The organism is Paenibacillus sp. WLX2291, from assembly GCF_046603665.1.
Lineage (GTDB): Bacteria > Bacillota > Bacilli > Paenibacillales > Paenibacillaceae > Saccharibacillus.
In genome coordinates this window covers 1,578,295-1,599,057 of record NZ_CP176755.1, presented here as the reverse complement: position 1 = coordinate 1,599,057, position 20,763 = coordinate 1,578,295, and the positions used below count along the sequence as shown (strand labels likewise).

The 20,763-nt window shown below is 46.3% G+C and carries 16 protein-coding genes and 1 riboswitch; of the genes, 3 read left to right on the top strand and 13 right to left on the bottom strand.

Features of this window, described 5'->3' with window-relative positions:
- Nucleotides 1-299: 299 nt before the first annotated feature.
- From thrS to ACDE64_RS06925, 3 genes are all read right to left on the bottom strand, one after another.
- Nucleotides 300-2,240, bottom strand: a complete 1,941-nt coding sequence (gene thrS, locus ACDE64_RS06935) for a threonine--tRNA ligase (protein ID WP_411349464.1) — start codon at nucleotides 2,238-2,240, stop codon at nucleotides 300-302.
- Between the two features lie 634 nt (nucleotides 2,241-2,874).
- The gene (gene yfcE, locus ACDE64_RS06930) at nucleotides 2,875-3,420 is read right to left on the bottom strand and encodes a phosphodiesterase (RefSeq protein ID WP_411349463.1); all 546 of its coding nucleotides are present in this window, start codon (nucleotides 3,418-3,420) and stop codon (nucleotides 2,875-2,877) included.
- Nucleotides 3,421-3,437: 17 nt separating this feature from the next.
- On the bottom strand, nucleotides 3,438-4,322 hold the full coding sequence (locus tag ACDE64_RS06925; protein WP_411349462.1) for a LysR family transcriptional regulator: 885 nt from the start codon (nucleotides 4,320-4,322) through the stop codon (nucleotides 3,438-3,440).
- A 134-nt stretch (nucleotides 4,323-4,456) separates the two neighbouring features.
- On the opposite strand from ACDE64_RS06925, the gene ACDE64_RS06920 reads away from it, so the two are divergent.
- Nucleotides 4,457-4,786 (top strand): antibiotic biosynthesis monooxygenase family protein, encoded by a 330-nt coding sequence (locus ACDE64_RS06920; RefSeq protein ID WP_411349461.1) that lies wholly within the window; start codon nucleotides 4,457-4,459, stop codon nucleotides 4,784-4,786.
- Nucleotides 4,787-5,067: 281 nt separating this feature from the next.
- Here the strand turns inward: ACDE64_RS06920 and mqnC are convergent, their stop codons facing one another.
- The 6 genes from mqnC to metA form a co-directional block, all read right to left on the bottom strand.
- On the bottom strand, nucleotides 5,068-6,204 hold the full coding sequence (gene mqnC, locus ACDE64_RS06915) for a cyclic dehypoxanthinyl futalosine synthase (RefSeq protein ID WP_411345743.1): 1,137 nt from the start codon (nucleotides 6,202-6,204) through the stop codon (nucleotides 5,068-5,070).
- 489 nt (nucleotides 6,205-6,693) lie between these two features.
- Nucleotides 6,694-7,491: an SDR family NAD(P)-dependent oxidoreductase gene (locus tag ACDE64_RS06910; RefSeq protein ID WP_411345742.1), complete on the bottom strand. Its 798-nt coding sequence runs from the start codon at nucleotides 7,489-7,491 to the stop codon at nucleotides 6,694-6,696.
- 162 nt (nucleotides 7,492-7,653) lie between these two features.
- Nucleotides 7,654-7,980 carry a hypothetical protein gene (locus ACDE64_RS06905; RefSeq protein WP_411349460.1) on the bottom strand — a complete coding sequence of 109 codons (327 nt, stop codon included), beginning with the start codon at nucleotides 7,978-7,980 and terminating at the stop codon, nucleotides 7,654-7,656.
- Between the two features lie 162 nt (nucleotides 7,981-8,142).
- On the bottom strand, nucleotides 8,143-9,393 hold the full coding sequence (locus tag ACDE64_RS06900; protein ID WP_411349459.1) for a PLP-dependent transferase: 1,251 nt from the start codon (nucleotides 9,391-9,393) through the stop codon (nucleotides 8,143-8,145).
- A 6-nt stretch (nucleotides 9,394-9,399) separates the two neighbouring features.
- Entirely contained in the window at nucleotides 9,400-10,590 is a 1,191-nt protein-coding gene (locus ACDE64_RS06895) for an aminotransferase class I/II-fold pyridoxal phosphate-dependent enzyme (protein ID WP_411349458.1), read from the bottom strand.
- Between the two features lie 67 nt (nucleotides 10,591-10,657).
- Nucleotides 10,658-11,599, bottom strand: a complete 942-nt coding sequence (metA, locus tag ACDE64_RS06890; RefSeq protein WP_411349457.1) for a homoserine O-succinyltransferase — start codon at nucleotides 11,597-11,599, stop codon at nucleotides 10,658-10,660.
- 150 nt (nucleotides 11,600-11,749) lie between these two features.
- Nucleotides 11,750-11,886, bottom strand: a riboswitch (SAM riboswitch).
- Between the two features lie 478 nt (nucleotides 11,887-12,364).
- Here metA and corA point away from each other — a divergent pair.
- The gene (corA, locus tag ACDE64_RS06885) at nucleotides 12,365-13,300 is read left to right on the top strand and encodes a magnesium/cobalt transporter CorA (protein ID WP_411345737.1); all 936 of its coding nucleotides are present in this window, start codon (nucleotides 12,365-12,367) and stop codon (nucleotides 13,298-13,300) included.
- A 317-nt stretch (nucleotides 13,301-13,617) separates the two neighbouring features.
- Here the strand turns inward: corA and ACDE64_RS06880 are convergent, their stop codons facing one another.
- A complete protein-coding gene (locus ACDE64_RS06880; RefSeq protein ID WP_411349456.1) occupies nucleotides 13,618-17,088 on the bottom strand; it encodes an HAD-IA family hydrolase in 3,471 nt (1,156 codons plus the stop codon).
- 325 nt (nucleotides 17,089-17,413) lie between these two features.
- Here ACDE64_RS06880 and ACDE64_RS06875 point away from each other — a divergent pair, with 325 nt between their 5' ends.
- The gene (locus tag ACDE64_RS06875) at nucleotides 17,414-18,025 is read left to right on the top strand and encodes a GNAT family N-acetyltransferase (RefSeq protein ID WP_411349455.1); all 612 of its coding nucleotides are present in this window, start codon (nucleotides 17,414-17,416) and stop codon (nucleotides 18,023-18,025) included.
- A gap of 102 nt (nucleotides 18,026-18,127) precedes the next feature.
- On the opposite strand, the gene ACDE64_RS06870 is transcribed toward ACDE64_RS06875, so the two are convergent.
- The 3 genes from ACDE64_RS06870 to ACDE64_RS06860 all read right to left on the bottom strand — a co-directional run bounded on the left by ACDE64_RS06870 (nucleotide 18,128) and on the right by ACDE64_RS06860 (nucleotide 20,758).
- The gene (locus ACDE64_RS06870; protein WP_411349454.1) at nucleotides 18,128-18,676 is read right to left on the bottom strand and encodes a MarR family winged helix-turn-helix transcriptional regulator; all 549 of its coding nucleotides are present in this window, start codon (nucleotides 18,674-18,676) and stop codon (nucleotides 18,128-18,130) included.
- A 128-nt stretch (nucleotides 18,677-18,804) separates the two neighbouring features.
- Nucleotides 18,805-19,743 carry an NADP-dependent oxidoreductase gene (locus ACDE64_RS06865; protein ID WP_411349453.1) on the bottom strand — a complete coding sequence of 313 codons (939 nt, stop codon included), beginning with the start codon at nucleotides 19,741-19,743 and terminating at the stop codon, nucleotides 18,805-18,807.
- 550 nt (nucleotides 19,744-20,293) lie between these two features.
- A complete protein-coding gene (locus ACDE64_RS06860; protein ID WP_411345732.1) occupies nucleotides 20,294-20,758 on the bottom strand; it encodes a disulfide oxidoreductase in 465 nt (154 codons plus the stop codon).
- Between the last annotated feature and the right edge of the window lie 5 nt (nucleotides 20,759-20,763).

The window sequence follows — 20,763 nt, the reverse complement described above, 5'->3', positions numbered from 1 at the left end:
GAGTACCATACGCAGATTATGACATGATGCACTCACATGCCTCATAAGTGTAGCTCATAGATAGATTACAATATCTAAACAGTAGGCTTTTCATTAAGTAGCACGATGTCGTTGAATCCCATGTATGGAATAACTCAACAACAAAAAGCACCGATCATGAAGATCGATGCTTTCATTATAGAAGAAATGGACAGCAATAGCTGCGTTTTCGCGCAAAATAGGCGTAAACTACAGTCAATTATTTCCTTTTACATTCCATGAGAACAAGAAGATGATTCGACAATGGTCCAAATTCCGATTTAGAAAATGGTGCGATCTGCGATTTGCTGGCTCAGTAGTTTGGCTACTTCATCCAGCGGCATAGCGCCAATATCGCCTTCGCCGCGTTTACGTACGGAGACGCTGTTTGCATTCATCTCGTTTTCGCCGACAACGAACATGTACGGGATTTTCTCCAGCTGGGCTTCGCGGATTTTGTAGCCCAGTTTTTCGTTGCGCAGATCGGCTTCAACGGTTACACCGCTCAGGCGCAGCTGATCTTCAACTTTGCGTGCATATTCTTCAAATGCAGTCGATACCGGGATAACTTTCGCTTGTACCGGGGACAACCACAGTGGAAGCGAACCGGCAAAGTTCTCCAGCAGGAAGGCAGTAAAGCGTTCCATCGTACTGATGACACCGCGATGAATAACGACCGGACGGTGCTTCTGACCATCGTCACCGATATATTCCAGCTCAAAGCGCTCTGGCAGCAGGAAGTCCAACTGTACAGTCGACAGCGTTTCTTCTTTACCCAGTGCAGTACGGATTTGTACGTCCAGCTTCGGACCGTAGAATGCTGCTTCGCCTTCTGCTTCGAAGAATGGCAGATCCAGATCTTCGACGACTTCGCGCAGCATACGCTGGGACATTTCCCACATTTCGTCGTTCGGGAAATATTTCTCAGTATCCTGTGGATCGCGGTACGACAGACGGAAGCGATAGTCGCTGATGCCGAAGTCTTTGTATACCTGTTGCACCAGTTGAATAACACGGGCAAACTCATCTTTGATCTGATCTGGGCGTACGAACAGATGCGCATCGTTCAGCGTCATCGCGCGTACACGGTGCAGACCAGTCAGTGCGCCAGACATTTCGTAACGGTGCATCATACCCAGCTCGGCTATACGGATCGGCAGATCACGGTAGCTGCGCAGGTCACTCTTGTACACCATCATATGGTGCGGACAGTTCATCGGACGCAGGACGAGTTCTTCATTGTCCATGCTCATCACTGGGAACATATCTTCTTGGTAGTGCTCCCAGTGACCGGATGTTTTGTACAGCTCAACGTTACCGAGAACTGGTGTATATACGTGGCTATAGCCTAATTTTTCTTCCAGATCAACGATATAACGCTCCAGTGTACGGCGCAGCTTGGCACCGTTAGGCAGCCAGATTGGCAAGCCTTGACCAACCAGATTGGAGAATGTGAACATGCCTAGTTCTTTACCCAGCTTGCGGTGATCGCGTTTCTTCGCTTCTTCGAGGAAATGCAGATGCTGCTCCAACTCGGCTTTTTTGTTAAATGCTGTACCGTAAATACGTTGCAGCATTTTGTTTTTGCTATCGCCGCGCCAGTAAGCACCAGCTACGCTCAGCAATTTGAAAATTTTCAGTTTGCCTGTGGATGGTACGTGTGGACCGCGACACAGATCAAAAAATTCGCCTTGATCATAAATCGTAATAATGCTGTCTTCCGGCAGCGCTTCGATCAATTCGATTTTGTACGGATCTTCCAGTTCACGGAAAATGTCCAGTGCTTCCGCGCGGCTCACTTCGCGACGTGTAATCGGCAGATTCTCGTTAACGATACGCTCCATTTCCTTTTCGATCTTTTGCAGATCTTCGGGATTGAGTGAATGCTCCAGATCCATATCGTAGTAGAAGCCGTCCTCGATCACAGGACCTACGCCCAGTTTTACTTCTTTGGCACCAAATAGACGTTTGACCGCTTGGGCAGTCAAGTGAGCCGTACTATGACGAATAACCTCCACGCCGTCTGCACTATCTGCGGTTACGATCTCAACCAGTGCGCCGTTATGCAGCGGTGTATTCAGATCGACTACGATTCCGTCCAATTTACCAGCTATCGCGTTTTTGAACAGGCTTTTGCTAATGGAGTTGGCGACATCGCCGATGTTGTTTCCTTCTTCGTACTGACGAACCGAGCCGTCAGGCAGTTTAATTTCGATTGCCATCTTCAATCTTCCTCTCTGGATACAAAATAGATCATGCTAGATACTGTTTGTACATTGCATGATGGATCGTAAGGCACCGTTCGGGCTACGCTTCATTCCCTTTCTTTTATAAACAGCAAAAAACACCCGCCCCGGCAAAGGGACGAGCGTTATGTACACACGTGGTTCCACCCTGATTCAATTCTGCACCAGCACACAGAGCAATTGGTAACATTGCAGGCGGGACAGAATCCTTCATTGAACATCTAGTAACGGAGATGAACCGATCATGCTTACTGACGGTCACAGAGGTCTGAAGCAGACCGTACCGGGTTCAACATCATTGCTCGAAAGGGGTAAGCAGCCATCGTCAACCGGAGGAAATTACAGCGTGAAGAACTTCCCTCTCTCTGGACCGGACAGGCATGGTGCTGTTGTCTTTGTCATTGCACAGATATGTGATTGCATAACGCCATCATGCTGTTTTTTCTTACCCAGCGCATGGAATCGTTGCTTCAATTATTATAAAAGTGTGTAGGAGTGGCGTCAAGCATTTGCGAGCGATATGTTTTGCTATATCGTCGATTGTATATTCAGTTTAGGCGTTTCTATGCTTTTGATCTCTGTAAAGTTTCGTTCGAATCGCAATCGCTGTTTATGCAAACTCAATAGATTTGATCGTTTGATTATCGAAGTCTTTGACCGTGAAGATGTTATTTTCCAGAATGCCATAGGAGTTCGCATAGTTTTCTTTGGGCAATGATATGGAGCCGGGATTCAGGATATAGATGCCATCCTTTATATCGGCGACGGGTACATGCGTATGCCCTTGAATCAATACATCGCCTGCATTCAGCTGTGGCAGCTTGTCGATGCTGTAGCCATGACCGTGTGTGACATAGATACGGCGACCGTCCACATACAATTGAACATCGTCACCCATCATCGGGAATTGCAGCAGCATCTGATCCACTTCAGAATCGCAATTCCCGCGGATGCCGATGATTTGACTTGTGTACTGATTCAGAGCTTCAGCGACACCAGCAGGATCGTAACCGTCTGGTAGCGGATTACGTGGTCCATGATACATATAATCACCTAGCAAAATCAGTTGATCCGGCTGCTCGACTTGGACTTTGTCCAGTGCCATTTGCAACCAGTGCAGCGAACCGTGAATATCGGAAATAAACATAAGTTTCATCAATATCAGCTCCTTCATCAGGTATGTACATCACTCAGCAATAACTCCATAACACATGCAGCAAAATGACGGGCGACGGGTGATAGATCATTGAGATTCAGAGCAGTTAAGCCGATACGACGACAAGGGCGACCGGATAATCTCACCAGCCGCATTCCCTGTCGATCAGAAGGATCCATAATCAACTCCGGCAAAATCGTAATGCCATGCCCTTGCCGCACCATCGCCATCATACTGTGATCATCTTCCAGTTCATACGCAATATACGGCTTCCAATCACATTCTGCTATGAAGCCTCGCACACCTGTATCACAACCGAGCACAGGTAAAATCCATTGTTCTTGCCGAAGCTGCTCTGCATGCAGCTCCTGTTCATCAGACAATGGGTGCCCATCTGGCAGTAGACAAAATAGCTCATCTTCATACAGCAATTGAAACGGTAATCCTGCCGTATGGGTCTCGCTAATGAACCCCAATTCTATCTGCCCTGCGGCAATCCAGCCTGTAATCTCATCATACGAACCATCTCGCAGCTGAATCGTAATCTGCGGATATCGTTGACGAAACTCAGCCAGTATATAGGGTAGCCAGCGCATAGACACACTGGAAAATGTACCGATGCGCAATATACCTGTCTCCAGTTCCCGCAAGCTGTCTACCTTCTGAATCAACAGCTGCTGTTCATGCAAAATCGTACGGATATGCTGCCATGCCAATTCTCCTTCGGCAGTAAGCTGCACATGTTCCCGTTTACGCAGCAGCAATTTCAGCCCCAATTCCTGCTCCAACGACGTGATCGCATGACTGATCGCAGAAGGTGTTAATTGCAGCTCGCGGGCGGCGACGGCAAGACTGCCGGTATGCACTACTTTTTGCAATATTCGATAACGTTGGAGACTCATAGCTATCCTCCTATCGTACATGAAAAAGATTCACTTATTGTATCCAAACATTCATTTTTCTCATTCAGCATTCCTCGTTATAATCTAATGTATCATATGCAAGCAACCCCGCAAAATCGAAAGGAGTATCATGTATGCATGTACCACTTGAACAGCAAACACCCCCGTATTACGCCGTTATCTTCAGTAGCCAGCGCACAGAAGGAGATCACGGATATGGTCAAATGTCCGATGTAATGGTAGATATGGCTTCCCGTCAGCCGGGCTTTCTCGGTGTAGAAAGTTATCGCGATACTGGCGGCGCAGGTGTTACCATCTCCTACTGGCGCGATCTGGAATCGATTCGACACTGGAAGGAAAACCCGACACATCAAGTTGCTCAAGACAAAGGGAAAGAGCAATGGTACGCTGGCTACTCACTGAAAATATGCAAAGTAGAGCGCGCTTATTCGTTTGAAGCATGAATATAATGATAAGTGATAAGTGATAAGTGATAAGTGATAAGTGATAAGTGATAAGTGATAAGTGATAAGTGATAAGTGATAAGTTAAATTGTATGGAATGGTTGGATTGTTGTACAGTTTTCGGAAAACTGATATACGAAAACCCTGACTATGAATCCAAAAAAAAGCTCTGTAGTCCATTATGGATTACAGAGCTTTTGATATTTCAATATATGAAACTTTGCGCAATTTGCGGTTGTATTCGTACAGCATATTATGCTGTACGCATCACATACCTGCTATTAGTTCTGCATAATAAAGTCGCGCTGGATCTTCTGGTTTTTGTCGTCAAACACTTGCAGGATATTGTACTTCGTATCGCGTTGTGCTGGAATTTTGCCAGCGGCGCGGATGATTTCCAATGTTTGCTCGATGTTGACTTTGTGAGTGGTACCAGCGGCAGATACGACGTTTTCTTCCATCATCGTACTACCGAAGTCATCACAACCGTATTGCAGTGACATTTTGCCAACTTCCGGTCCCATCGTTACCCAAGACGATTGGAAATGCTTGATGTTATCCAGGAAAATGCGGCTAATCGCTACATTTTTCAAATATTGTTCCGGTGTTTGTTTTTCGGCTTTCATATTGGTATTATCCGGCTGGAATGTCCAGGAGATAAATGCCAGGAAGCCTTCCGAATCGTAACCGTTGCGGATACATTCATCCTGCGCTTCACGTACACGCAGCATGTGCAATGCGCGTTCTTCAAACGATTCGCCAAAACCGATTACCATCGTTGCGGTTGTATTCATGCCGACTTTGTGAGCAGTTTGCATCACGTCCATCCAATCACGCCATGAGCCTTTAAGACGGCTGATTTTACGGCGTGTACGGTCGTCGAGAATCTCGCCGCCACCACCTGGCAGCGAATCCAGACCCGCTTCATGAATCGCACGAATCGTATCTTCCATCGACAGTCCAGATAGTTTTTGCATTTTCATAATCTCCGCTGGAGAGAAGGAGTGCATGGTGATATTCGGGAAATGCTGTTTGATTTTACGCAAAATATTCAGGTAATAATCAAACGGCAGATCAGGGTTGACTCCGCCTTGCATCAGAATCTCAGTACCGCCTACGTCCTCGGTTTCCTGAATCTTTTGCAGGATCGTTTCGTCCGGCAATACATAACCTTCCGGCGAACCGGGACGACGGTAAAAGGCACAAAAACGGCAGTACACGTCACATACGTTTGTATAGTTGACGTTACGACCGATAACAAACGTCGTGATCGGATCGGGATTGTGGCGCATCATAATCTGATTCGCAACATGACCCATTTTTTCAATCTGATCCGATTCATATAGTGCAATCGTATCTTCCACATCCAGACGACCGCCTTGTAGTGCTTTTTCCAGAATACGATCTACTGTATTCATATGATAGCCTCCTAGTGTATTCAGGCATCAGGGGTTGATGTCGAAAAGTCAATTTGAGTATAGGTTGATGATAGGGCTGCGTGTTGCGATGTGTCTGCAAACCTATATCTAAAAATTAAAATAATCAATAACGACATGTACTATCGTAACATATTTCACATTTTAAAAACAGGGATGGAATGATGAAGAGTATCTTTTTTATGAAGAAGTTTGCCGAAAAATTCGGTTTTCGGATATAAGCAAGTATATATAAAATGCGAAGCAGGTTCCTAATCGGAATACCCGCTTCGCAAAACGCTCGGTTGGATTCAATTGATACACCAATATAACATTTCAGAATATGATGCCGAACGGCTGTTGGATTTGGTATGAACTAAGAAAGGATAATTTCATCCTATGTTCCAACTGTATCATACAGTCGTGTATTTAAATCTTATATGAATCTTGGTGTACCGTTTGCTCATATCGTTTCATGCATATTCTGTACGGTTAATTGCCAAATTCACGCGGAGAGTTGCCCTGACCGTTGGATGCGCTCGTACCGCCATCGACTGGCAGGATTACGCCAGTGATGTATTTGGCATCCGGGCTGGCGAGGAACAGATACGCTGGTGCGACATCTTCCGCTTCGGCGATGCGTTGTAGGGTAACGCGAGATTTGAACTTCTCTACGACTTCCTGACCGCCCTCTTCGATCATAGGCTTGGTCATCTCGGTGATCGTAAATGCCGGAGCGATTGCATTAACACGTACCCCTTTTTCACCGAGCTGTAATGCCAGCGATTGGACGAACAGACTGACTGCACCTTTGGTCGCATTATACCCCGGGTGTGGCCAATCGCCAGCAAGACCAGATACAGATGAGGTGGCAATCAGCGAGCCTTGCGACTTCACCAGATGAGGCGTAGCAGCGCGTGCCAGATAAATCTGAGCGTCGATGTTAGTCGCACGCATATTGTCCCAGTCCTCATCGGTTAATTCTTCGATAGGACCGACCACGCTGACACCAGCGTTGCTAATCACAACATCCAATTTGCCAAAGCGCTCTACTGCCTTTTCAACCAATGCATCTACCTGTGCGCGAACACGCACATCAGTCGGTACGATTAGATACCGATCATCATTGTAACGATCCACTACTTCATACAACTTATCTTCACTGCGCGCAGCCAGTACGACCTTGGCGCCATTTTCCAAAAAAGCAGCAGCAACTGCACGTCCAATACCTGTGCTAGCGCCGGTAATGAGTACAACAGAATCTTCAAAAGGGTAAGTATTATGAGTCATAGTTAGGTCCTCCGTGTGATGTTTTTTGAGAAACAAAATGGCTACATGTCATCATGCTTCACGGATGTTACTTACGTATGGTCATTACCCGTTGAGATGGGATATAAACGGCAGTTGTTATTGATAACGTTTGCAATACACTTCAAAATATAATGTTTCAGTTTATTGCGAAATCTTGCTGTATACATCATTGATTGCTCTGATGAAGCTCGAATCTTCTTCACTAGCAAACTTTTCTTTGTAATGAATGAGTATAGGCAATGTAATATAGTTAAAATTTTTAAATTCGAGTAGTTGATAAACAGCGGAAATTTGCTGTGTCTCAACCATCAGTTTTCCATCTGGATGCCTACCTGCGACTCTATCAAGTATTCTTATATATTGATCAAATTCAACATTGCGTCTATTTTCTTTTTTCTCATTAAAATATTTAAAAACAGTAAACAAAAAAGTAGCTACAGCAATTATAGTTGATGTGACTATTGCCAAATTTACATCCTCCTATACAATAATAAATTTGTTTTCAATCATATCAATCCAAGAAAAAATCCCTTTTAACATAAATAAGATCAAGTTCATAGTAATCCATGACTTTTCGTCTTATCTACATCAAAAGGGATACTCACTTTCTGAAGATCATTACATCCAAAATCAATCTTCCAACGCCTGCTCCAGATCTGCGATCAGATCGTTGACATCTTCTAGCCCAACCGACAAGCGCAGCAGACCATCCGTAATGCCGCGCTCTGCACGAACGGTCGCACCCATTGCGGCGTGTGACATCGTTGGCGGATAGGACAGAATGCTTTCGACTGCTCCCAGACTTACCGCTACCAGTGGCAACTGCACACGATCCAGTACCTGCTTGGCACGTTCACCAGAACCGACATCAAACGATAGTACCGAGCCAAAGCCGCTGGACTGTGCCGCTTGAATCGCATGACCCGGATGACTGCTCAGCCCCGGATAATATAGCGCCTGAATATCATCGCGGTTGTTCAGCCAGTCAGCGATAATCGCGGTGCTTTTCTCGGTATGTGCCATACGCGCGCCGAGCGTCTTCATGCCGCGCATTAACAGCCACGAATCCTGCGGACCGAGTACGGTGCCGAGTCCATTTTGCAGATGCTTGAGTTGTTTGCCCAGCTCTGGGGTACGAGCAACAGCGAGCCCTGCCAGCACATCACTGTGACCACACAGAAACTTGGTCGCACTGTGCAGAATAATATCCACACCCAGTTCAATCGGACGCTGGTAATACGGGGTCATAAAGGTATTGTCCAGCATCGTCAACAGATGATTGTCCTGCGCCCACTTCGTCACTGCACCGATATCCGTAATTTTCAACGTCGGATTGGATGGCGTTTCCATATAAACGGCGCGCGTATTCGGACGCAGTGCGCCTTTCACTTGCTCCAGATTGGTCATATCGACAAAGCTGATTTCAATATTCATCCGGTTCAGCACGGTCGTTAGAAAACGATACGTTCCACCGTACACATCTTCAGTCACAATGACATGATCGCCTGCGGACAGGATTAGAAATGCGGTCGAAATGGCAGCCATGCCCGAAGCAAAGGCAAATCCGCGCGCTCCGCCTTCCAACAGCGCAATATAATCTTCCAGCGCCTGCCGCGTCGGATTACCAGAACGGCTGTAATCATGCTGCGGTGGATTCAGAATATCTTCCTGATGAAAAGTCGACGCCTGATAAATCGGCACACTAGATGCACCTGTTACCGGATCAATCTCGGCACCAAAATGGATCAATTTCGTTTCAAAGCTGCGTTCTTTGTATGACTTGCCAGCCGCGCCGCGCCCGGAATGAGCGTGACTGTTAGCTTGTGCAGGGTCTAGCTGCGTCACACCGCTCTTGTTCTGTTCGTTGCCGGAATGGGTCATGTCCAATCACGCTCCTTCTACTTCGATACGTGCTGCTTCCAGTGCCTGATCCAGATCGGCGATCAGGTCATTTACATGTTCAATTCCCACGGAGAAACGTAGTAGACGATCGTCAACGCCGATTGCATCACGGATTTCGAGTGGAATATCTGCATGCGTTTGAATCGCTGGATAGGTCATTAACGATTCCACACCGCCCAGACTTTCAGCAAAGGCGATCAGTTTAATATTGCTCAAGATCGGTTTAATATAACGAGCATCTTTCACTTTAAAAGAGAAAATCCCCGTGTTACCGCTAGATTGACGATTCTGTACCTCATGCCCCGGATGATCTGGCAATGCAGGATAGAACACTTCGGCAATTTGCGGATGCTCTAGCAGATGGTTCGCAATTGTTGTTGCGTTGTATTCATGACGCTCCATACGCAGCGCCAACGTCTTCATGCCTTTCATCAGCTGATACGAATCGGTTGGTGACAGTACTGCGCCAATCGAATTGTGCAGAAATGCCATCTCATCAGACAACTCTTTACCTTTGGTAATGATCAATCCGGCGAGTACGTCGTTATGTCCGCCCAGATATTTGGTCGCACTGTGTACAACGATGTCCGCCCCCAGCTCAATCGGACGTTGGAAAAATGGCGATAGCAGCGTGTTATCCACGATGGTCAGCAGGTTGTACTGTTTCGCCCATGTCGCTACCGCTTCGATATCGGTAATCATCATTAGCGGATTGGTCGGCGTTTCGATAAATACCGCTTTGGTGTTGTCCTGTACGATGTTGTCCATCGCTTCCAGATCGTTCGTGTCTACATAAGATGCAGTGATGCCAAATTTGGACAGGATGCGTTCCAGCAAACGATACGTTCCGCCATACAGATCAAGCGAGACGATCAGATGATCGCCCTGACCAAACAGCGCGAAGATCGTTTGCAGTGCCGCCATGCCGGAGCTACAGGCAAACCCTGCATCACCGGATTCCAGTCCAGCTGCCGCTTCTTCCAGTACAGCGCGAGTCGGGTTGGTTGTACGAATATAGTCAAAGCCTGTACTTTGCCCAAGTGCTGGATGACGGAATGCAGTCGAATGGTAAATGGGGAAATTCACAGCTCCTGTTACCGGCTCATGGATCGACCCAATCTGGGCTAACCGGCTTTCAATACTAAGTGAAGATTCATTCTTTTTGTGTTCCGTCATATGTTACTTCCTCCTCAGATATCCAATTCAAGTTTGATATGATCTCTTTTGATATAGTCTCTACTGTTTAAATGGAATACAGACCGATTTCGGCTTTGCTTGCTTCCAGATCGTACGGAGTTTCTTGATACACGTAATAGTTCAACCAGTTGGAGAACAGCAAGTTTGCATGCGCGCGCCAGATCGACGGCGGCGTGCGAGTTGGATCGTCGTTTGGATAGTAATTTTTCGGGACAGCGATGTCCATACCGCGTGCGATATCGCGGTCGTATTCCCATTTCAGAGATAATGGATCATATTCGGAATGACCGGTGACGAAAATTTGTTTGCCGTCTTTTGTCGCTACGATGTAGATACCGGCATCTTCCGACTCGGATAGAATTTCTAGCTCTGGTACGTTCTCAATATCTTCGCGCCGCACTTCGGTATGACGGGAATGCGGGGCAAAATATAATTCGTCGAATCCTCGCAGCAGTTGCACATTATTTTTGTTGAGCGTATGCGGGAATACACCAAAGCATTTCTCCGGCAGATCGACTTTTGGTACGCCGAAGTGGTGATATAAGCCAGCCTGTGATGCCCAACAGATGTGCATCGTCGAGGTGACGTTGGATTTGCTCCATTCGAAAATTTCCTGAATCTCTTCCCAGTAATTCACATCTTCAAAATCCATCGTCTCCACTGGCGCACCGGTGACGATCAGACCGTCAAAGCGTAGATGCTTGACTTCTGGAAAGGTTTTGTAAAAGGCGTTCAGGTACTCAGCAGATGTGTTTTTGGATGTGTGGGAACGCGTATGCAGCAAGTAAATGTCCACTTGCAGCGGACTGTTACTGAGCAACCGCAGCAATTGCGTTTCGGTCGTCTCCTTCGTCGGCATGAGGTTCAACAACGCGATGCGCAGCGGACGAATATCCTGCTGGTACGCGCGCGATTCATCCATCACGAAAATATTTTCCCCGGAAAGGATCTCTTTCGCCGGTAAACTGTCTGGAATTTTGATTGGCATACTGATTCACTCCTTGAAATGTGTGGATAATACAGCCGAGCAGCTGCCCGCATGATGGAAGGAGAGTTGCGATGTGTAACGCAAAAAGACCTTTCTCCAAAACATACTGAGAAAGGTCATATCCGCAAAGGATGCGTCTATATAGCGCCTCTCTCATCTGTCAGCAGATACCAGATACTTCATCGTAGGATGTACCTGTATCTCTGCTAGAATTAGCACCGTACAGTATATGACTGCCGGTTGCCGGGCTTCATAGGGCTAGTCCCTCCGCCTGCTCTTGATAAGATTCGCTGTATTTGATTATGGGGTAAAAAATAGAAAGACACGTTATCATTTATTCCAATATGGGATGTTCCAGATGGAAGCTCACCGGATTGGATATACGATATCGTATACCATCGTCATACCTATCGTCAAGGGTAAGTTCTACCGATATACAACTTATATCGTGACGTGATGAATTAAGCTTGAAAGCCTGCTGTCGCCACGGTATACTTAACAAGTATTTGGCGTATTTTCATGTTTTTCGTAAAACATGTTGGTATTCAATTTATTTCAAAGAGGTGAATTTCAAGATGGAAGGCGACCCGAGGAGTAGCTGGCAAGAAGATTCCACCATATCGCAGGAAGAAAACGACAAGAGGATACCGGAGGAGCGCGCCATGTTGAAAATGTAATTTTCAGATTATAGCGAAGCTTTAAATAAGTGTGTACAATTGCCGTCTCTTTCCTGCTCATTTATATGAAAAAGGAGTAGAGCATATTATGAAAATTCGGCACGTAAACGCCGGCAATTTCACGCTGGTTGAGGATGTTAATGAAACACTAGTTGCACCGGAGGAAGGTTTCTACTGGATAGACGCTGGTCTTGATGATCTGATCCTGCTTCAGCCACTCTTTATGCTGCATGATCTGGCGGTTGAGGACATGATGGGCGATGAGGAGCAGCGTCCAAAAATCGAAATTTATGAAAATCACTACTTTATCGTTGTAAACAGTATTCGTTTTGACGATGAAGAGATTTTCCTGCGCGCACTGAACATTTTCTTGGGACGTCATTTTATTATTACCGTGACCAAACAGAAAATCAGTGAGCTGCGCACCCTCAAACCGATTTTGTGGGAAGAGGAAGTGAGTCGTCCAGACAAATTCATGTATCTGCTGGTCGATCTGGTGGTGGATAACTATTTCACCGTTGGCGATCGGATCGAAGATCAAGTCGAGCGGCTGGAAGAAAGTATTCTGATGAATACGAAAAAGTCGCATCTGAACGAAATTATTGGTCTGCGCGGTGAGATTCTGTGGCTCAAACGGGTACTTGGTCCACAGCGCGAGGTTATTAATACGCTCAACAAAAAAGACCTGCGCCTGATCGACGATCAGCTGCAAAAATATTTTAGTGACGTGTACGAGAATGCCGTGAAAGTATCTGAGATGTTTGATACATTCCGCGATCTGATGGGCAACTTACGAGAGGCGTACCAGTCGAGTATCGCCAATCGTGCGAATGAAATTATGCGCGTATTTACCGCCATCACGACGATATTCATGCCGCTCACGGTCATTACGGGCATTTATGGAATGAACTTCGAGAATATGCCGGAGCTGAAATGGCCCTTCGGCTATCCGATGGTGATCGGTATTATGATCGTACTTGGTTTGACAATGTTCTTCACGTTCCGTAAACGTGACTGGATCTAACTTTCGGTTGCTGATCCCATCTCTGCTGTGCATTGTCATCTATCGTATATGTTGATCTGTATTGTATTATGAAAAGCGTCCATGCGGAATATGCATTCCGGTATGGACGCTTTTTGATTTGGTTGTATAGGTTGTATAAAAGGCACCTCCGACTTCCTGTAGATCAGGAGATCGGAGGTGCCTTTTTATAACTCTGGATTTACTTTGGAACAGATTACATAGCCGTATTCGCTACATGTATATTCATCATGCTATATAATGCTATATACGTTCGGCTTGTACAATATGCTTTCTTGTACGATATGCATTACGGATTATCAAGGAATCTCCATCCACCGCTCCATCGTTTCTGCATTTAAATGCTCCAGACTGGCAACGGTAAAGTGTGCGTGATCCATAATATGATGCAGGCTGACCCCGATTGTCTTCATCCCTGCCTGACGAACTGAGCGCAAGCACTCTGGTGAATCCTCAACGACCATACAGTGATATGGATGTACATCTACTGATTCAGCAGCAAGTACGAAGCTTTCCGGGTCTGGCTTCGGATGGGTAATATCCTGCGCTTGAATGATAGAGGCAAAATAGTGATCCATGCCAAGACGTTCCAGAATCTGGCGCGCATCCGGGCGATCGGTAGCAAGCAGCACTTTTACATTTTGTTCATGCAGCTGAGCAAGCAGACTTTCCACACCTGGTAACAAGAATTCGCGATGCATTTCCTGCTCATTCATCTCATCAATTGGCAGTGCTGGCTCAGTCTGTGCATCCGGGGCATGTCCAGTATCCAGCACAGTATCTTCACCATCCCCTTGTGCCGATGCAGCGGGAGGGTTGATTGCCTTTTGATCATCCGATGAATGACTTGACACTTGGGCATTTTCTTCGCCGCTACGCTCATCGTTACTCGCAGATGCTTTTTTCAGACGTTGGTTGTCGGTATCGTCTGGATTATCTTTGGATGCTGGCGGACGCGATGCGGTTGTTTTGTCAGCAGCTTTACCTTTACCACGTTTGTTACCTGTGCGGTTCGTATCGGTTGATTTATTATTTTCTGCTGGCGTATCCACTACATTTGGCTGACTAACTGTATCTTGATTATCATCTTCTTGTGGATGGACAACTTCCTCTTGCGCTTCGGTAGATGATTGTTCGTTGGTATTAGCAGAAGACGCTTGCTTTTGCGCAGTAGCGGTAGCTTGCTGTTGATGCTGTTTTTCTTCCTTATCCGCTTTGTCGGCAGCATCCTGTGCTGCCTGTTTATTGCGTTTTACCGCTTGGTCGAACAGCTTACCGGTTGGTCCTGTATTGGGCTTCTTACTCTCATCTTCTGCCTCATAATCATGCTGGTCTGCCGCAGCACCGACCAATGCAGGTTCGCGTTCTTTCTCTGCTGGCATCTCATAATGCTGCTCCAGTTCTGGCATTGGAATCAGTACACCTTCCAAACCGAAAATGACAGCACCCAGTTTACGATTTTTCATTTCCAATGGCTGAGTTAATGCAACTAGATACTGGTCACCATAATGGTCGATCAGCAGCGGTTCGCCGCGCAACAATTTGTAAGTCGTTTGATTCTGTTCGATGGTCATTTCCAATAGACGCTTCTGGAATTGGACGCGGAACGTATAACGTGTCCAGCCCGGTGGCAACTTCGGTTCAAAATGTAGCAAGCCTGCATACTGACGCATACCAGCAAATCCACCGACAATTGTCAGCCAGCTACCTGCCATCGAAGCGGCGTGAATACCGTCCTTGACGTTGTTATGAATATCATCCAGATCCATACGTGCTGACTGAATGAAGAAATCATATGCCGGGTCCATCGTGCCAAGTTCCGAAGCGAGAATAGCATGAATCGCTGCTGATAGAGAGGAATCATGCGTAGTCAGCGGCTCATAGTAAGCATAGTTACGCACTTTTTCCATTTTCGTAAAGCGATGACCTTGCATGTACATCGCCAAAATCAAGTCCGCTTGCTTCAGCACCTGATGACGGTAAATGACCAGTGGGTGGAAATGCAGCAGCAGCGGATATTTGTCTGCTGGTGTATTCTCAAAATCCCAAATGCCTTTATCCAAGAACGAATCATCCTGTCCGATCAGACCACTCTGACGGTGAATATAGATCGATTCTGCTGCCTGCTCCCATACGTTGATCTCATCGTCGGACAAGCCCATCGGGCTTTGGATCATCGACTCGTAATTCGCCCGGTCGTTATCGCGCCAGTTGCGCAGTTCACGCACGGTAAACTCCAGCTGGTCTTTGACCATAATATTCGTATACGTATTGTTGTTGACGATCGCTGTATATTCATCTGGTCCGGTAACTCCATTAATACAGAAGCCCTTACCCGGAATCCAATCGCCAACGGATAAGAAGAAGCGACACGTTTCCACTAGAATCTCCATACCTTTGGTATGCAAAAATTCTTCGTCTGCGGCAGCTTCGCTATATTGAATGACCGCGTGTGCCACATCGGCGTCGATATGGTATTGTGCCGTACCGCCCGGATAATACGCGGATACTTCTTCCCCGCCAATCGTCCGCCACGGATACAAGGCACCGGAAGCAGCCATCTCTACGGCACGGTCACGCGCTTTGGGTAGCGTATGATAACGGAATTCGAGCAAACGAAGCGCCAGATCTGGCTGAGTGTACAGGAAGAACGGCATAATATACGTTTCCGTATCCCAGAAATAGTGACCTTCATACCCTTCGCCGGTGATCCCTTTGGCACCGATATTAGTCAGCCCATCGCGACCGACTGACTGGAACAGATGGAAGGCATTGAAGCGCAATCCCTGCTGTAGCTTCTCATCGCCTTCCACCTGAATATCTGCCGTTTCCCAAAATTCATCCAAACGCTGACGTTGGAGTGTAGCTAGCTCGTCAAATCCATCTTCTATTACGTCTTTGAGTGTAGATTGAGCGAGAATATCCAGATGCTCGACCTCGTAGTCTTTGGAGGAATAATAGACAATCCCTTTTTCCAAAATTGCTTCCTGATCCTGCTCCAGATTGAATATAAAATGTTTATCCATCCGCTGTTCGTGTTCCTCTGTCTTCACGTCATGCTTGAGGTTGGCACGATGATCGGCGGCACACAGCAGATGGAACTCTGTCTCGGACGTGCGCTGCTCCAGCGACATACGTGTGCCTTCCTCGGACTTGTCAATCGTATGCAGCACCTGCCCGGTAAAAGCCGCACCTGCGCGCGGATCGCCTTCGGAAATCTCGTTATGCACTTCGCCATTTAACGAGGATACAAGCGTAATCTCACCGGAAAAGTTCAGCGGTTTGACCTTGTAACGAATCATCGCCACATGCTTATTCGCAAACGAAACAAGACGCTCAATACAAATCGAGATCAGACGTCCACGTCCACTCTCCCATGTAATACAGCGAGTCATGATGCCTGTCTGCATATCCAGTACGCGTTCGTAATCAACGATACGCCCTGCTAGCAGATTGAAGCGTTCGCCCTCAATCCATAGTTCGATGATTTTGCTATCGGTTACGTTAAGCATCGTCTGCCGTTTGCGAGCATATCCGTACGCTTCTTCTCCGTATATAATATCTGCCGAATCATAAAACCCGTTCAGGTATGTACCATTCAGCGCATCCACTTCCGGCACATTCATGCCTTCGTCAAAATGTCCTCTCATCCCGATATACCCATTAGCTACGGTAAATACGGTTTCACTGCGGCGATTGTATTGTGGATTAAAAGAAGTCTCGCGGATTACCCACGGTTCTACTTCATAAATCGTTGTTCCTTCTCTCATGTGGTCATTCCCCTTTCTTCGTTAAGCTGGTAGATGTACTGTACTGTCGCTTGCTGCGAGCTTCTGTTCATTCAGATGATACTACTGGGATAGTGGTACTCTTCATCATTAACCATATTTGCTAGGGGGACGCTCTTAGAAAAAATATTAACTGGTTTGATGGGGAAAGAAAAGTGCAATATTGGTAGAAGTGAGGAAATTGTATATTGGGAAGGATAGGACGCTTCGCGTATACGAATTTGGGGGTGGGAGGCAATATTGCGCTTTTGGGGGTAGTGGTAGTAGAGTAGTGAGAAAACTATAATTGGGTGAAGGAGTACATAGAATGGATATGCAGGATAATGAGGAACACAATGGGACATATACCTTGGCAGATCCTATACCGGAATATGTTGAGACAGAGCGGCTTTTGATTCGTTCGCCTTTGATTGGAAGAGTCGAAATTCATGATTCGGTTATTGTGAATGCGGCTATACGGGAGTCGTTGGATGAGTTAATGCTGTTTTTACCATTTGCTCAACGTGTTCCTGAATTATTGGACACGGAAATTGATTTGCAACAGGCGCGTTTGCGTTTTCTACGTCGGGAAGGGTTTCGGTATCTGATTTTTTCCAAAGAATCGGCACAATTTATCGGGGTTGTCAGTTTGCAGGGCATTGATTATCAGGTGAAGAAATGTGAATTGGGATATTGGATTCGTAGTAGTTGCAGTGGACAAGGATATATGGCTGAAGCTGTTGAAGCGTTAATAGAGCTTGGTTTTGAGCGATTGGGATTTAGAAGGATGGCGATTCAGTGCGAGAGCACAAATTGGAAAAGCAGAGCATTAGCGGAACGGTTAGGATTTGAATTAGAGGGGATTTTGAAAAATGAGGATTTGTCTGCGGATGGGCTGCGTTGGACGGATACTTGTATATATGCCAAGGTGAACATGTAGATAGGGACAGCGTACATAAATAATACGAGCATGCAAAAAAGACCGTTTCGCGAAGGAACGGTCTTTTTGCTGTATTTTGTGTATGGGTTCGTGGCAGCTGCTTTATTTTAGTTGGTTATCCAAATTGGCTGCGACTTTTAGTGCCAGTTTTGTTAGGATCGTCAGTTCTTCTTCTGTAAGCCCTGCTGTTGTCGCTTCTTCCATACGGTGCCACACTTCGGTTACTTGCTGCTCTAGCGCTCGTCCAGCATCGGTTAGTGATACGAGCGTAACTCTACCGTCTTGCGGTGAGCGGGAGCGGGATACGAGCCCAGCTTCTTCTAATCGTTTGACAGATTTGGCGACGGTGGAATGATCCAGTCGCAGTGCGCGTCCGAGACTATTTTGCGATTGGCTATCTTGATCCCATAGCTGGAATAATAAAATTTCCTGCCCGGGAAATAGACCGACTTCGCGTAGCATTTGAGCAGCCAATCCTTTGTGTGAACGTCCAGCGGCAAAGATCGCAAAGCTGACTGGATATTGATCGCCCGCACTGAATTCGCGCATAGGTGCTGAAGAAGAATGATCTACAGCAGCTCTATGCACCTCTTGGCTATGTGGATCGTGAGCTTGAGAAGATGGAACGGAGTGAGCTTGTTCGTCATTCATTGTATTGTCCTCGTTTCTTCTGAATACGCTGTTCCTATTGTATCTAAGCGATTCTGGTTCGTATACGGAATACTGCTGTCTCTATCATACAATTTGTATAGAAGCCATTCCAGTATACGCAAACCGAATCAGGCTTCCGGGTTGAGCAGTACTCGACCACGTCCATGGCGCTGTTCGCTGAACTGCTGCGCTGCTCCGGCTTGGCTCAGTGGATATACGCGACCTGTTTCCACTTTCAGCGTACCATCGGCGATCAGATTCACGATCTGAAGCAAATGTTCACGAGCAGCGAACACGGTATTGAACTTTGCTGTCACGCCGTGAGCCGTAGCCTGTTCGGCATCAGGATCACCGACGAGCGATACGAGCATACCGCCCTGCTTCAATACACCCCAGGAACGTTGTTCTGTATCTCCGCCAACTGTATCCACAACCAGATCAACATCATGTACAATTGCGGCAAAATCTTCGCTGCGATAATCGATTACTTGATCCGCACCAAGCGATTGTACAAAATCAACATTGTCTGCCGAAGCAGTTCCAATCACCGTAGCACCTTTCCATTTGGCAAGCTGTACTGCGAATTGACCAACCCCGCCAGCAGCAGCGTGGATCAGAACAGTTTGTCCACTTTGCAGATTGCCTTCAAGAAACAAGGCTTTCCATGCGGAATCTGCTCCCGCTTTGATCGCAGCGGCATCTTGCAGTGAAATGGAATCGGGCAGCTTGACCAACGCTCCTGTTTCAGCAATCGCATACTGAGCATATGAGCTGCGCAAGTCTCCGAAAACCCGGTCGCCCGGTTGCAGGTCAGTTACTTGTGAACCTACAGTTTCAACGATACCGGAAGCGTAAAATCCCGGAGTGTATGGGAATGTGATCGGGAATACTTGCTCCAGCCAGCCGTTGCGAATTTTCCAATCCAACGGAATCATCGAAGCATAAGCGATGCGGACGAGTACTTCATTTTCCTGAGGTTGAGGACGATCCGTTTCGCGTAATTCTAGCACGTTAGCATCTCCGTAACGGTCGATCAAAATCGCTTGCATTGTATTGTTGGTCATCATAATAAACTCCTTTTTTGTTGGGTTATTTGAATTTTTAATGTTTTATGTTGCCGGCAACATAAATATAAACTATTTTTACGTGGTCGGCAACATATATTTTTAAAAAATTTTAATTTTTATAAAATAAGTTGTTTTCTCGCCTGAACTATATTTCCCCACATGATCTCAAAAGCGCTTCTGCACATGATCTAAAATCTGTACACGATCTGAAAATTGTCTCTACCCATCATCTCAAAAAGTTTGTGCTGTAAAAATGCTACGATTAGCAGGTTATCAACTAATCTGTAGTTCTGATTGTATGTATAAACAACACTCTTTCTGCATACAAAAAGACTCTATACGATAGCTTTGTTCCAAGCATCCATCGTGTAGAGTCCCATTTGATTTCCTAATCATACAACAATTATATTTACCACAATTATATTCATTGCAACTATGCTATCCTGACAATCTTTCTAAACATATGCTGTGTTGCAAGATGTTATCTTGCAGTTGACATGAGTATGATGCGATATCGATCTCCGATTGTATACTCAATCTGCTTGTACACTCACTCTGCGTTGTCTTCCGCTACTTCCACTTCGTCGTAAGCACGACTGCCCCGCCAGAGAAGCAGTGCAATCAGAGTGAACGCAATCAGAGCAAGAAACGGAATCGTGATAAAGCCCAGATATTCAAAATAATCCTTGTTACACGGTACGCCTGTTGTACATGGCGCAATCCGATCAAGTGCCGGAATGTGCTGTTTGGCATAGTGATATATAGCGATCAGACCGCCAATAATGCTCATCGGCAGGACATAACCGACAATGCGGCGGTCGCTGCGATAAGCGGCGATACCGAGCAAGATGACCTGTGGATACATGAAGATGCGCTGGAACCAGCACAATTTGCATGGCTCCCATTTCAGCACATCGCTCAAAAATAGACTGCCGCCAGTAGCGACAATTGCGACGATCCAGGCAAGATACAGATAATACCGTGACAGAAATAGCTTAAAGCCACTGATCTGCATATCCG

What these genes read in the sequence shown, in the direction of transcription:
- ACDE64_RS06865 (WP_411349453.1), bottom strand. Translation starts at nt 19,743, where the DNA reads ATGATGACCAACAATACAATGCAAGCGATTTTGATCGACCGTTACGGA.
- ACDE64_RS06870 (WP_411349454.1), bottom strand. Translation starts at nt 18,676, where the DNA reads ATGAATGACGAACAAGCTCACTCCGTTCCATCTTCTCAAGCTCACGAT.
- mqnC (WP_411345743.1), bottom strand. Translation starts at nt 6,204, where the DNA reads ATGAATACAGTAGATCGTATTCTGGAAAAAGCACTACAAGGCGGTCGT.
- ACDE64_RS06860 (WP_411345732.1), bottom strand. Translation starts at nt 20,758, where the DNA reads ATGCAGATCAGTGGCTTTAAGCTATTTCTGTCACGGTATTATCTGTAT.
- ACDE64_RS06920 (WP_411349461.1), top strand. Translation starts at nt 4,457, where the DNA reads ATGCATGTACCACTTGAACAGCAAACACCCCCGTATTACGCCGTTATC.
- corA (WP_411345737.1), top strand. Translation starts at nt 12,365, where the DNA reads ATGAAAATTCGGCACGTAAACGCCGGCAATTTCACGCTGGTTGAGGAT.
- ACDE64_RS06895 (WP_411349458.1), bottom strand. Translation starts at nt 10,590, where the DNA reads ATGACGGAACACAAAAAGAATGAATCTTCACTTAGTATTGAAAGCCGG.
- ACDE64_RS06900 (WP_411349459.1), bottom strand. Translation starts at nt 9,393, where the DNA reads ATGACCCATTCCGGCAACGAACAGAACAAGAGCGGTGTGACGCAGCTA.
- ACDE64_RS06910 (WP_411345742.1), bottom strand. Translation starts at nt 7,491, where the DNA reads ATGACTCATAATACTTACCCTTTTGAAGATTCTGTTGTACTCATTACC.
- ACDE64_RS06925 (WP_411349462.1), bottom strand. Translation starts at nt 4,322, where the DNA reads ATGAGTCTCCAACGTTATCGAATATTGCAAAAAGTAGTGCATACCGGC.
- metA (WP_411349457.1), bottom strand. Translation starts at nt 11,599, where the DNA reads ATGCCAATCAAAATTCCAGACAGTTTACCGGCGAAAGAGATCCTTTCC.
- thrS (WP_411349464.1), bottom strand. Translation starts at nt 2,240, where the DNA reads ATGGCAATCGAAATTAAACTGCCTGACGGCTCGGTTCGTCAGTACGAA.
- yfcE (WP_411349463.1), bottom strand. Translation starts at nt 3,420, where the DNA reads ATGAAACTTATGTTTATTTCCGATATTCACGGTTCGCTGCACTGGTTG.
- ACDE64_RS06880 (WP_411349456.1), bottom strand. Translation starts at nt 17,088, where the DNA reads ATGAGAGAAGGAACAACGATTTATGAAGTAGAACCGTGGGTAATCCGC.
- ACDE64_RS06875 (WP_411349455.1), top strand. Translation starts at nt 17,414, where the DNA reads ATGGATATGCAGGATAATGAGGAACACAATGGGACATATACCTTGGCA.